The organism is Acetobacter garciniae (assembly GCF_017377735.1).
GTDB classification, from domain to species: Bacteria; Pseudomonadota; Alphaproteobacteria; order Acetobacterales; family Acetobacteraceae; genus Acetobacter; species Acetobacter garciniae.
This window is the reverse complement of the sequence record NZ_JAFVMH010000007.1, coordinates 1-12147: the sequence shown is the minus strand read 5'-3', so window position 1 is coordinate 12147 and position 12147 is coordinate 1. Positions and strand designations below refer to the sequence as shown.

At 64.6% G+C, this 12147-nt stretch carries 11 protein-coding genes; 6 read left to right on the top strand and 5 right to left on the bottom strand.

Going from position 1 to position 12147, the window contains the following annotated elements:
* The first annotated feature begins 69 nt into the window (after positions 1-69).
* The gene (gene gcvH, locus J2D77_RS12770; protein WP_207846715.1) at positions 70-435 is read left to right on the top strand and encodes a glycine cleavage system protein GcvH; all 366 of its coding nucleotides are present in this window, start codon (positions 70-72) and stop codon (positions 433-435) included.
* Between the two features lie 68 nt (positions 436-503).
* A complete protein-coding gene (gcvP, locus tag J2D77_RS12765; protein ID WP_207846714.1) occupies positions 504-3422 on the top strand; it encodes an aminomethyl-transferring glycine dehydrogenase in 2919 nt (972 codons plus the stop codon).
* Between the two features lie 200 nt (positions 3423-3622).
* Here the strand turns inward: gcvP and J2D77_RS12760 are convergent, their stop codons facing one another.
* From J2D77_RS12760 to J2D77_RS12740, 5 genes are all read right to left on the bottom strand, one after another.
* The gene (locus tag J2D77_RS12760; RefSeq protein ID WP_207846713.1) at positions 3623-5125 is read right to left on the bottom strand and encodes a glycosyltransferase family protein; all 1503 of its coding nucleotides are present in this window, start codon (positions 5123-5125) and stop codon (positions 3623-3625) included.
* 379 nt (positions 5126-5504) lie between these two features.
* The gene (locus J2D77_RS12755) at positions 5505-6287 is read right to left on the bottom strand and encodes a CHAP domain-containing protein (protein ID WP_230975791.1); all 783 of its coding nucleotides are present in this window, start codon (positions 6285-6287) and stop codon (positions 5505-5507) included.
* 650 nt (positions 6288-6937) lie between these two features.
* Complete coding sequence (locus tag J2D77_RS12750; protein ID WP_207846712.1) at positions 6938-7288, bottom strand: RidA family protein; 351 nt, start codon at positions 7286-7288, stop codon at positions 6938-6940.
* A 169-nt stretch (positions 7289-7457) separates the two neighbouring features.
* Positions 7458-8153, bottom strand: a complete 696-nt coding sequence (locus tag J2D77_RS12745; protein WP_207846711.1) for a nucleotidyltransferase family protein — start codon at positions 8151-8153, stop codon at positions 7458-7460.
* Positions 8147-9295, bottom strand: coding sequence for an XdhC family protein (locus J2D77_RS12740; RefSeq protein WP_207846710.1), 1149 nt, complete (start codon positions 9293-9295; stop codon positions 8147-8149). The genes J2D77_RS12745 and J2D77_RS12740 overlap by 7 nt, the downstream gene beginning before the upstream one ends.
* A gap of 98 nt (positions 9296-9393) precedes the next feature.
* On the opposite strand from J2D77_RS12740, the gene J2D77_RS12735 reads away from it, so the two are divergent.
* From J2D77_RS12735 to J2D77_RS12720, 4 genes are all read left to right on the top strand, one after another.
* Positions 9394-9819 (top strand): host attachment protein, encoded by a 426-nt coding sequence (locus J2D77_RS12735; protein WP_207846709.1) that lies wholly within the window; start codon positions 9394-9396, stop codon positions 9817-9819.
* Between the two features lie 147 nt (positions 9820-9966).
* Positions 9967-10650 (top strand): MBL fold metallo-hydrolase, encoded by a 684-nt coding sequence (locus J2D77_RS12730; protein WP_331000096.1) that lies wholly within the window; start codon positions 9967-9969, stop codon positions 10648-10650.
* A 77-nt stretch (positions 10651-10727) separates the two neighbouring features.
* Positions 10728-11219, top strand: coding sequence for a DUF192 domain-containing protein (locus J2D77_RS12725; RefSeq protein WP_207846849.1), 492 nt, complete (start codon positions 10728-10730; stop codon positions 11217-11219).
* A 96-nt stretch (positions 11220-11315) separates the two neighbouring features.
* Positions 11316-12147, top strand: an 832-nt coding sequence (locus J2D77_RS12720; RefSeq protein WP_207846708.1) for an NAD-dependent epimerase/dehydratase family protein, incomplete at its 3' end; no start/stop codon positions are given.

Sequence of the window (12147 nt, the reverse complement as noted above, 5' to 3'; positions counted from 1 at the left end):
TGGGGTATGCCCGTTTTTTATTGAGTTTTTCGGTAATTTTTCAAAACACGTGCGGGGAGCACATAACGGATGACCGTTTATTATACGAGCGAGCACGAATGGCTGCGGGTCGAGGGCGATACGGCTGTGGTGGGCATTACCCAGCACGCGGCGGACGAGCTGGGCGAACTGGTGTTCGTGGAAGTGCGCCCGGCCGACACGGCGCTGAAAGCAGGCGAGTCCGCCGCCGTGGTCGAATCCGTCAAGGCGGCGTCCGACATCTACGCGCCGGTCGATGGCGTGGTGCTGGAAGGCAACCCCGTCCTGGCCGATGACCCGGCCCGTGTCAGCGCCGACCCCGAGGGCGAAGGCTGGATCTTCACCTTCCGGGTGACGGATGCCTCGCAGTTGTCCTCCCTGATGGATGCCGCCGCCTACAAGGCCCTTCTGGGCTGAGGATTTCAGTGCCGGTCTGGTCCATAAGCCCGGTGTGTTCGTGTTTTGCCTGTTCAGGATAACGCCTTATGTATTCACAAGCTTCCGGCCCCGATCACGGATCGGCACATGGTGTTGACGCCCTGCCCGCTTTCACGGGGCTGAAGGAACAGGCAGGCGCGTTCGCCGCGCGCCATATCGGCCCCACGGCCCAGGACCAGGCCGCCATGCTGCGCGTGGTGGGTGCCGCCTCGCTCGACGAACTGACCGACCAGACCCTGCCGGCCTCCATCCGGGCGCAGCACCCCACCGATATTGGCGAAGGCTGGAGCGAGACCGAGGTACTGGCCCGCCTGCGCGATCTGGCGGGGCAGAACACGGTGCTGACATCGCTGATCGGCCAGGGCTATTACGGTACCATCCTGCCTGCCGTCATTGCGCGCAATATTCTGGAAAACCCCGCCTGGTACACGGCCTATACGCCCTACCAGCCTGAAATCAGCCAGGGCCGGCTGGAAGCGCTGCTGAACTTCCAGACCATGGTGACAGAACTGACCGGGCTGGACATTGCCAATGCCTCCCTGCTGGATGAGGCCACGGCGGCGGCCGAGGGCATGGCCCTGGCGCGGCGTGTGGCAACGTCCAGGGCCACGGCGTTCTTTGTCGATGCCGACTGCCACCCCCAGACCATAGCGGTGCTGAAAACCCGCGCCGAACCCATGGGTTTTACCCTTGTGGTTGGCAACCCCGAAACCGATCTGAAGGAGGATGAGGTTTTTGGCGCCCTCTTCCAGTATCCCGGCACGTCCGGGCGCATCGCGGACCCAAAGGCCGCCATTGCCGCCCTGCATGCGGCCGGTGCCATTGCCGTCATGGCGGCGGACCCGCTGGCCCTGACCCTTCTGGCATCGCCCGGTGAACTGGGGGCCGATATCGCCGTGGGGTCCACCCAGCGCTTTGGCGTGCCCATGGGCTTTGGCGGCCCGCACGCGGCCTATATGGCGGTGCGCGATGCGTACAAGCGCAGCATGCCCGGCCGCCTTGTGGGCGTTTCGGTCGATAGTGCGGGCCGCCCGGCCTATCGTCTGGCGCTGCAAACGCGCGAACAGCATATCCGCCGCGAAAAGGCGACATCGAACATCTGCACCGCCCAGGTGCTGCTGGCCGTGATCGCGGGCATGTATGCCGTCTATCATGGGCCCGACGGGCTCAAGGCCATTGCCCGGCGCGTCCATGGGCTGGGCGTGACACTGGCGGCGGGGCTGCGCGCCCTGGGTGTGGCGGTTGTGGCCCAGCCGTTCTTCGATACGCTGAGCATCGAGGCCGGGGCGGCCGCCCCCGACGTGCTGGCCCGTGCGCGCAAGGCAGGGCTGAACCTGCGTGACGCGGGGGGCGGGCGCATTGGCATCAGCCTGGATGAAACCAGCACCGCCCAGACCGTGCAGGCGGTATGGAGTGCGTTCTGCACCGAACCGGACCGCGTGGCCCAGATGGCCGCCGGCCTGCCCGCCCCGGCCTGCGGCCTGCCTGCGGGGCTTGTGCGGCAATCGGCCTTCATGCGGCAGGCGGTCTTTTCATCCTGCCGGTCGGAAACCGACATGCTGCGCTACCTGCGCCGCCTGTCCGACCAGGACCTGGCGCTGGACCGTACCATGATCCCGCTTGGGTCCTGCACCATGAAGCTGAACGCCACGGTGGAGATGCTGCCCATCACCTGGCCGGGCTTTTGCGACCTGCACCCTTTCGCACCTGCGGACCAGACACGCGGCTACCAGACGCTGCTGGCCGATCTGGAACGCTGGCTGTGCGCGATCAGCGGGTATGACACGGTGTCCTTCCAGCCCAATTCGGGTGCGCAGGGCGAATATGCGGGGCTGCTGGCCATTCGCGCCTATCACCGCGCGCGCGGGCAAAGCGGGCGCACGGTCTGCCTTATTCCCGCATCCGCCCATGGCACCAACCCGGCCTCTGCCCAGATGGCGGGCATGAAGGTGGTGGTGGTCAAATGCGACACGCAGGGCAATATCGACCTTGAAGACATGCGCGCCAAGGTGGCGGCCCACGCGGCGGATCTGGCGGCGGTCATGATCACCTATCCGTCCACCCACGGCGTGTTCGAGGAAAACATGCGCGCCATCTGCGACCTGGTGCATGAAGCCGGGGGGCAGGTCTATGTGGACGGTGCGAACCTGAACGCGCAGGTGGGGCTGGCCCGCCCGGCCGATTACGGTGGGGATGTCAGCCATTTCAACCTGCACAAGACCTTCTGCATTCCCCATGGCGGCGGCGGGCCGGGCATGGGGCCGATTGGCGTGCGCGCGCATCTGGCCCCCTATCTGCCCACCAACCCGGCGGATGCTGCCGCAGGGCTTGCGGTCAGCGCGGCCCCGTTCGGCTCGGCCTCCATCCTGCCGATCTCCTGGGCCTATATCCGCCTGATGGGCGATGCCGGGCTGCGCCGGGCCACACAGGTCGCCATCCTGAACGCCAATTACATTGTCAGCCGGCTGGCGGGTGACTACCCCGTGCTGTATCGCGGCGCGCAGGGGCGGGTGGCGCATGAATGTATCCTGGACCTGCGCCCCATCAAGGACAGCACGGGTGTAAGCGTGGATGACATGGCCAAAAGGCTGGTGGATTATGGCTTCCACGCGCCCACGGTCAGCTTTCCCGTCGCCGGCACGTTCATGATCGAACCCACCGAGTCCGAAGGCAAGGCGGAGCTTGACCGCTTCTGCGATGCCATGCTGGCCATTCGGGAGGAAGTGCGCGCCATCGAACGGGGTGAGGTCACGGCGGAAGGCTCGGTCCTGCGGCACGCGCCCCATACGGGTGCCGCACTGGGTGCCGCCGAATGGGCCCATCCCTATAGCCGCCAGCAGGCGTGCTTCCCGCCCGGCGTGCGCCCGGCCACCAAATACTGGCCGCCTGTGGGCCGGATCGACAACGCCCATGGGGACAAGAACCTGGTCTGCTCCTGCCCCGATATTGCGGAATGGATGGAATAAGCCGCTACTTTCGCGCAAGGTCAGGCACGGCAGGGCGCTGCGACAGGCAGGCCCTGCCGGTGGCCGGTCGTTTGTGCCCCATGGATTATGACCCCGGGGGTTGTGCTCCGTCGGGTAACCGGTCGGGGCACTGAGCGGCTATCCTGCCGGCAGCTTGCCGGGCTGGCCGCCCTTCCGATAGGCCTGTTTCCTGCGCGGGGTTATTGCGGGTCGGCAAACATGGCGTGGTTTTCTTCCAGGCTGCGGGTGACCTGCTCGAAATCCGGCACGCCCGCGCAACTGCTGCGAACACGATAAAGGCAGAGATTGACCCCGCGCTTGCAGACGATCTGCCGGGCGGCGGGGTATAAATAATGGAAATATTCATTCGCCATGATGTGGCTGTAGCGCTGGTCGGCCGGGTCGATCTGGGCGGGGTCCGTCAGCCGGTAAATCGGAATACCGGGCCTGAGCAGCGAATACCCCCCCGTCAGGAACCAGAAGGGCGGGACATCGATAAAAGCAAGACCGCATAAATCCTTCTGGCGCGATGCGATCTGTTCCACGCGAACGATGCTGCTGGAGCGTGCAAGAAAAGGCGCGAAGGAACTACAGAATATAAGGATACAGGTCAGCGCCTCTACTACCAGGCACGGCCTTGTATAGCGGGGAAAGCGATCCAGAATCAGGCACAGGCCGGATGATGCTGCAAAAACAAGGAGCGGTATGGCCGGATAGACGAAGGATATTTCCTTGTGGCCGATCAGGGAGTGGTAAAATACAACGAACAGCGCGGTTGAAATTTCGATCCGCGTGCGTTTCGCGCCGTAAAAGGCCAGAAGGCCGACAGCAATGATCGGCGCACCCCAGCGCAGGGCATAGGCGTACAGGTAATAAAAAAAGACCTGCCTGCCAAAGAATTTCTGCGCCACGTTCTGGTGAATGTTGACGTAGTAATTATGAAAGATCGACTGGAACGGGTAGGACAGGGTCAGCCCGTCGACCACCCCCAGAAGGGCCACGGGGGGCAGAAGCCCGCAGAGCATGCAGGCCAGCGCCTTCGGGCCCGCTTTCCAGCCCATGACCAGGAGCGCGAACGCCACGGCCGGGGCGAACTGAAAGCGTATTGCCGCCGCAAAGCCCAGGAAAAGGCCCGCAACCACGAACAGCAGGGGCGTGTAGCGGCCTGCCTTGCGGGCGCGGCTTAAGGCAATGCCACCCAGTACGACACCGCAGGCCAGGGAATTGCCGCCCATGAATTCGCCCAGCGTGCGAAAACCCGCATTCACGATATCGGGCCACAACGCGCCTGCGATCCCGAACACCCATGCGCCGCGCCGCCCGTCCATGCGCCAGCCCGCCCAGACAAACAGCCCCACAAGCGGGAGGGAGAGGAGCGAAAGCACGCTGCGGATGACCGTAAACCCGCCCGGCAGGCCAAGGTCATGGGCAAGCCTGAGCACGCCTGCGATAAAGCCCGGCACCATCCAGGAGCGAATGCCCGCCTGCCATTCCCAGGCTAAAATCGCATGCCCGAAAGCCAGTTTCGATGCCGGTTCCATATATTGGAACACTTCATCGGCCCGCCACACGCCGGGAAAACCGATGGCGATCCCGATCCGCGCGACAAGGGCCAGGGCAAGGCATGTCAGCAGGGGCGCAAGCAGACCGGCAGGTATCGTTATGCGCGACCGCTTGGCCGGGCGCTGTGTTGGGGCATCCATGAAACTCTACCTATCCAATAATCGTCTGTGGTCTTCTTGCGCGTTATTTAAGAATGTGAAGTTGTTACGACAGTTTTCTGGAATTGACCATTCTCGCTACCAAGCTGCTCCTGTCCGGTAAAGAGGATAGGGGCCCATGATCCGGATCAGTCGCAAGCCCGATCGGGCCGGCACGGTAGTCTTGCAAATATGATGCCACCACTTCCGCGATCCATCCTGTTTTATCGCGGCTTCAGATCCGCATGTCCCACCCACACACGATAGATACGGTCCGGAAGCGGCTAGCGGGCGCGTTCACCATAAAAAAAACCCGGCTCCAATGGGCCGGGTCGACGAATAATGGAGGGCATTGGTAAAATGCCCGCAGGGGAAGGCGGTCTTACTCTTCGCTGCCGAAGGAGACCGCGCCGTCGTTCTGGGGGGCGGCGGCTGTTTCGGCGGCGGCTTCCTGTTCCGCTGCGGCGGGCGTTGCCGTTGCCGGGGCCTGGGCAAGCTGGGTGGCCGTGGCCTTCTTGTCCCACGCGGTCATGACAGTCTGGCGCAGGGACGGGCCCGATCCTTCATGACGGGGGTAGATGAAACCGTAGGTGGGGTAGATCGAGCCGTAATTGCCCGAACCGCTATTCAGCGCCACGCGCACGGCGGACCAGTCATTATTGGGGGAAACGTCGATCACCGCCACGTTGCGGCTGACACCGGCCTGCGCCCAGTGCGACTGGTCGATGGTGATGGTGCGGTTGTCGATCACGTTACGCACGACGGCCACATGGCCCAGCGGCATGCGGCGCGTGCCACGGAAATTCAGCACGCTGCCCGCTTCGGGGGCCTGGCCACGGTCGTAAACGCCCGCGGCGTTGTGCCACCAGTCACGCGCATTGCCACGCAGCATCACATCCGATGCGGTCTTGGCATAGGCCACGCACTGGATCACATGGGCATGATGGCGGGACGAAGCCACGCGAGTGCCCCGATGCGTGCTGCGCGTGGATACGGATGCATGCTGGATTCTGGAATGGCTGCCGGTATGGGCTGCACTATGGTGGATAGCCTGGCCGTGCGCCTTATGGCTGCCCGCATGGGCTGCGGTGGTAAAAACGGAGGCGGAAAGAAATGACAGGACGGCGAGTTTCAGCTTCAGCGTCTTAGACCGTCCATGCCGCATCCCGTCCACCTTTCCTGCGTTTTATGCAAGTCTGACTGCATTCCAAGGACAGGTATAAAGGTTCACGCAGATCAGGCAAGCACTCATTGCGGGGCAAAAGGGAGAATTATCTTTTTGCAAATTTGAGCCGCTTAAAAAATAGAAAATAGGAATTAAATCCTATCATTCTTCACAAATTTGCCCGAATCCGTTTCATTTTAAGGTTTCGGAGGAACAAAATCGTGTTCGGCGGGGTGAAAAAGCCCCCCGCGCCACAGCTCCGGGATTCGGCCTGACTGTGGCATGCATGCCACGATAGCGTGACATATCGGTTCGCACCCGCAACTTGCCCGGGTGGCCCCCACAAAACCGCCATGCAACAACCCAGCCGCCGCACGAAACAGGATCGCATGGCTGATCTGCGTCGTAGGCCAAAATGCATGGGAAAAGGAGGGGAAAAAGCGATGGGAAGGCGGGACAAACCCCGCAAAACACGCGGGCCGTCCGGGTCATGCGCCCGGTGTTACGTTACGGAACCGGTATGACATCCTGCCTGTCGGGTGGGCTGGGGACCGCCCGGCGGGTTCCAGCCCGGCGCGCCATCGAATGGGGCGACGCCTTATGGCGCGTTACCGCCGGACAACGGGCCCGGCGGCAATCGCGGCTGCGGCTTATTTGGTGGTGATAAGCATGATCTCGACCAGCACGCGCGGGTCGGCCAGCACGGCCTGCACGCAGGCGCGGGCGGGGGCCAGGTTTTCGGGCAGCCAGGCTTTCCACAGCGTGTTCAGGATTTCGCGGTCCTTGATGTCCTTCACCCAGATCTGGGCCTGCAGCAGGCGGGTGTTATCCGTGCCGTGCTGTTCCAGCAGGGTGTCGATCTGGTCCAGCACGTCGCGGGTCTGGCCTTCCATGTCCAGTTCCAGGTTGCGGGCCACAAGCCCGGCGGTGAACACGAAGCCATGATATTCCACGGCGGTGGACAGGATGGGGCCGGGATTGGTGCGGAGAATCTTGCTCATGATCGACATCTTTCCTTGCAATAGAATACGCGCCAGCTCTGGCGGCAGGCCCGCATGGCGTGGCCCTAGTTGTTGGACGGCTTGCTCCCGCGGTCAACTCCCCCACTTCCTGCCCGGTCCGGTTTTTTCGCCCCGGCTTCAGGACGGCACCCGCACGCGGGGGCGGGTACTAGCGTGTCGTGTGTCCCGTACCCGCATTCCCCAGCGTCGCATAGGCGGCCAGTCTTTCGGGCGTGTCGAAGTCTTCCAGAACGGCAGGCGGGGTGGGGATCAGGCGCACGGCAGGGCCCAGGGCACGCAGCAGGTCGCGCCCGCCTTTGTCCCCCTGTATTGCCAGCAACTGCTCGAAGCACGCGTGGCTCCAGGCCACGGGGTTACCCGCCCGGCCCCGGCATTGGGGGGCGGTGGCAGGGGCGTTGGTGGCAAGCTGCTCGCGCATCAGCGTGTTCAGCAGGTCGGGGGGAACCAGCGGCATGTCGCCCAGGCAGACAAGAAGGCAGCGAGCCTGCCGTGCCTGCGCGATCCGTACCCCGGCATGCAGGGATTGCGACAGGCCAAGGCGGGCATGCTCCACCACGCTGGTGCCTACCCGGCTGTCATGTTGCGCGCAGGTTGCGGCAAGGGCCACAAGGTCCGGCTGGTCGGGGGGCAGCAGAACCATGATCCCGGCTGCCATGCTGGCCGTTACGGCATCAAGCGTGCGGGCCAGCATGGGGCGGCCTGCACCATCCGGGGCCAGCAGCTTGTGCGCGGGGGCCGTGCGGCTGGAACGGCCCGCCGCCAGCACGATGGCCATTGTGCCGGCCAGTGTTCCAGCCAGTGTTCGGGGCAAGGGTGCAGTCGGGCGGGCCGGTGGGGCTACCATCCGGGCTGGGCGGCCAGGGGGGCGTTGCGGCGCACCGCCACGATTTCCGCCAGAATGGACAGGGCAATTTCCTCCGCCCCCACGGCGCCAATGGCCAATCCGATAGGGCCACGGATGCGGCGCAGGGCCTGTTCGTCAAAGCCCAGTTCGCGCAGGCGTTCCAGCCTGCTGGCCTGTGTCCTGCGCGACCCCAGTGCGCCGATATAAAAGGCCGGGCTGGCCAGGGCTGCCTCCAGCGTGGGGTCATCAAGCTTGGCGTCGTGGGTCAGGGTGGCGATCGCGGTCATGGCGTCCACCTTCAGGGCCTCCAGCGCCTCGGTCGGCCAGTCGGTGATCAGTGTCTGGCCCGGCACCAGGCCCGTAAAGCGCTCCTGCGTGGCCAGGGCTTCACGCGGGTCGATCACCACCGGGGCAAGGCCGGTCAGCGCCGCCATCTGCGCCAGGTGCTGCGCCACATGCACCGCCCCCACGATCAGCAGGCGCGGCGGGGGTGTCAGGGGCTGGACAAACCAGTCCTGCCCGCTGTCATCCGCCGTGGTGGTGGCGCGCCCATCCGCCAGGCAGTGCGCGGCGGCGGCCATGACCGGGGCGGGGCAGGGTTCGGGCGGGGCATCGGCCGTTCGTGTATCGGCCTTGCCCGCCGCCGGGTGCGGTCGCCCTACGGCGGGGGTGGAAGGATGCAGCAGGCAGTGCCGCGTGCCGTCCAGCGTGCGGGCCAGTGCCGTGGACCGCCGGGCCGCCACATCCGCGCAGGCTTCTTCCAGCAGGGACAGCGGCAGCGTGCCGGTCGGGCAGGCGGGGCTGCGGACCGCTTCGACCAATACGTCCAGCTTGCCGCCGCAGGCCAGCCCCACTTCCCACGCGCGGGCACTGCTTACGCCGTAATGGAGCAGCATCGGCGCGGCTCCGGCCAGGATGTCCTGGGCCTGCACCATCACGTCCGATTCCACGCAGCCCCCGCTGACAGAGCCTTCAACCCGGCCATTGCCCGCAATGACCATGCAACTGCCCGCGGGCCGGGGCGAACTGCCCCACGCCCCGGTCACGGTGGCAATGGCCACGGGCTGGCCCTGCCCGATCCAGGCCAAGGCATGATCAAGAGGCGTGGCAGGCAGCAGGTGCCCGGGGGCTGGAAGTGTCATGCATTCACCCTATATCATGCGCAGGCTGTCCCGAAGCCCCGCACCGGCATGGATGCGGGGGATTTGGTCCGGCAACAAGACAATGAGGAACAAAGCTGATGACCGAAGCAAGAGACGGGCTGATTGTTTACGTGGTGGCCGACGGTGGCAAGGCGCGTTTTGTGCATGACGCCGATGGCACCATGCGCGACGTGCAGGATTTCGATACCCGCAGCAAGGGCGAAGGCGATGCGACCCCGGGCAAGATGCCCGCAGGTTCCACCCCGTCAGACCTGCACAAGGACGCGTTCGCCCGAACGGTGGCCGATCGCATGAACGACCTGGTCGCCCATGACACTGCGCAGGTCGCAGGTTTCGTTCTGGCCGCCCCCGCCCCCGTCCTGCACGAAATCCGCACGCATCTGAGCAAGCCCGCCGCCGCCAAGGTGATCACGGCCCTGCCCAAGGACCTGACCAATGTTCCCGCCCACGACCTGCGCGGGCATTTCGATATCCCGGCCACCGGCTGGGTGCTGCCCGGCTAAAAACCCCTTGGCCCGTTCGTAGAATGCAAAACTGCCAGATCGTTCGGTCTGGCGGTTTTTTTTATGTGTTTCTGTGCCATGCTGGCAGGGCCGGCCCCCGTTTGGCCTGCGCCAAGGCCCCTTCGCGTGGCAAAAGGAGAATGCCCCATGCCTGTCGCCTATCCTGGCATGCAGATCAACGTCATTCCTGTCACGCCGTTTCGGCAGAACTGCTCCGTTTTATGGGACCCCACGACGCGCGCCGCCCTGGTGGTGGACCCCGGGGGCGATGCCGACGTGCTGCTGGCTTTCATTACCCGCCACAACCTGACGGTGGAGGCCATTCTGCTGACCCACGGCCATCTCGACCACGCAGGCGGCGTTGCCCCCCTGTGCCGCGGGCTGGAGGGCGTGCAACCCAACCGCCCGGTCGTGATCGGCCCGGATGAGCACGATGCGTTCCTGCTGTCCTCCATTACCGAACAGGCGCGGCATTTCGGCCTTTCGGGGCTGGAGAACGCCTCGGTCGACCGCTTCACGCGTGAAGGCGATGTGCTGAACTATGCCGGGCGCAGCCTGCGGGTGCTGCATGTGCCGGGCCATACGCCGGGCCACGTGGTGTTCGTGGACGATCAGGCCCGTTTCGCCTTCGTGGGGGATGTGCTGTTCCAGGGCAGCGTGGGGCGGACGGATTTCCCCTATGGCGACGGCCCGCTGCTGATCCGGTCCATCAAGGACAAACTTCTGCCGTTGCTTGATACGCCCGGCGGTGACATCACCTTTGTGCCGGGGCATGGCGGCCTGTCCACGCTGGCGACAGAGCGGGCAAGCAACCCGTTTCTGCAAGGCTGAGGCCCGATGGTGCCAATGAATGAGGAGAACAAAGCAACGTGAAGCATAAACTGTTCGTGGCCGTCCTGGCGGCCCTTATGGCGCAGGCGGCCGCCCCCCTTCTGCCCGCCCTGGCGGACGATACGGGGGAACCTACCCAGGCGCAGCCCACCCTGCCGCAGGAAAAACTGAGCATTACGTCAGCTTCCGGCCCGCATGCTTTTACCGTCGAACTGGCCCGGACCCCGCGCCAGCAGCAGGTGGGGGAAATGTTCCGCACCCAGATGCCCGAAAACACAGGCATGCTGTTCGTATGGTCCATCCCGCGTGAGAGCGATATGTGGATGGAAAACACGCTCATCCCGCTCGATATCGTGTTTATCGGCACCGACCACCGCATCCACGCGATCGAGGAAAACGCCGTTCCCCGCAGCCTGGCCCAGATCAGCAGCCAGGGGCCCGTGCTGGCCACGCTGGAACTGGCGGGTGGGGTTGCGGCCAAGCTGGGCCTGACCGTGGGCGACAAGGTGGACTCCCCCTCCCTGAACGCCCCCTCTCCGGGGGCTGCCGCCCCGAGCACGAAACCCTGAAGCAAAAAAGCCTGACGCCACGGGGCGTCTGCGCTAGAGAGGCGGCATGGTATTGGCGGGCGGGGCCATGGTGCCCCGCATGATGGGGCAGCGATCTTGACTGTGTTGGTAACCGGCGCCGCCGGATTTGTGGGGTTTCACGTCGCGCGTGCCTTGCTCGAACGTGGGGAACGGGTGATCGGGGTCGATGACCTGAACAGCTATTACACCCCCGCCCTCAAACAGGCGCGCCTGGCCCGGCTTGCAGGCCACAAGGCGTTTTCCTTCCATTGCTTCGACCTGAGCGATCCCGCCAATCTGGCCGAGCTGGCCGTAAAAGAGCCCGATATCCAAGGCATTTTTCATCTGGCGGCGCAGGCGGGGGTGCGGTACTCCCTCAAGGATCCCTACGTCTTCGCCAACGTCAATGTGCGCGGCCATGTCGCGATGCTGGAATTTGCCCGCCGCCTCAAGCGGCTCGACCATCTGGTCTATGCGTCCTCCTCCTCCGTCTATGGCCGCAACACCAAGCTGCCGTTCATGGAAACCGATCCGGTCGACCAGCCCGGTTCGTTCTATGCCGTCACCAAGCGCAGTGCCGAACTGACTTCCTCCACCTATAGCTACCTTTATGGCCTGCCACAGACGGGGTTGCGGTTTTTCACCATCTACGGGCCGTGGGGCCGGCCCGACATGGCCTATTACACATTTGCCCGGGCCATCATGCGGGGCCAGCCCGTCACGCTGTACGAAGGCCACGCCCTGGCTCGGGACTTCACCTATATCGACGATGTCGTCCGCGCCGTGCTGGCGGTGTACGACACCCCGCCCCAGGCGGGCCAGGCAAGGCTGCTCAATATCGGCAATGACCGGCCCGAACCCGTGCGGCACCTGGTGGAACTGCTCGAACACGCCCTCCAGCGCCGCGCGCAGATCACCCTCCAACCGC

Excerpts from the sequence above, each read along its gene's own strand:
- gcvH (WP_207846715.1), top strand. The coding sequence starts at position 70 with ATGACCGTTTATTATACGAGCGAGCACGAATGGCTGCGGGTCGAGGGC.
- gcvP (WP_207846714.1), top strand. The coding sequence starts at position 504 with ATGTATTCACAAGCTTCCGGCCCCGATCACGGATCGGCACATGGTGTT.
- J2D77_RS12760 (WP_207846713.1), bottom strand. The coding sequence starts at position 5,125 with ATGGATGCCCCAACACAGCGCCCGGCCAAGCGGTCGCGCATAACGATA.
- J2D77_RS12755 (WP_230975791.1), bottom strand. The coding sequence starts at position 6,287 with ATGCGGCATGGACGGTCTAAGACGCTGAAGCTGAAACTCGCCGTCCTG.
- J2D77_RS12750 (WP_207846712.1), bottom strand. The coding sequence starts at position 7,288 with ATGAGCAAGATTCTCCGCACCAATCCCGGCCCCATCCTGTCCACCGCC.
- J2D77_RS12745 (WP_207846711.1), bottom strand. The coding sequence starts at position 8,153 with ATGGTAGCCCCACCGGCCCGCCCGACTGCACCCTTGCCCCGAACACTG.
- J2D77_RS12740 (WP_207846710.1), bottom strand. The coding sequence starts at position 9,295 with ATGACACTTCCAGCCCCCGGGCACCTGCTGCCTGCCACGCCTCTTGAT.
- J2D77_RS12735 (WP_207846709.1), top strand. The coding sequence starts at position 9,394 with ATGACCGAAGCAAGAGACGGGCTGATTGTTTACGTGGTGGCCGACGGT.
- J2D77_RS12730 (WP_331000096.1), top strand. The coding sequence starts at position 9,967 with ATGCCTGTCGCCTATCCTGGCATGCAGATCAACGTCATTCCTGTCACG.
- J2D77_RS12725 (WP_207846849.1), top strand. The coding sequence starts at position 10,728 with ATGGCGCAGGCGGCCGCCCCCCTTCTGCCCGCCCTGGCGGACGATACG.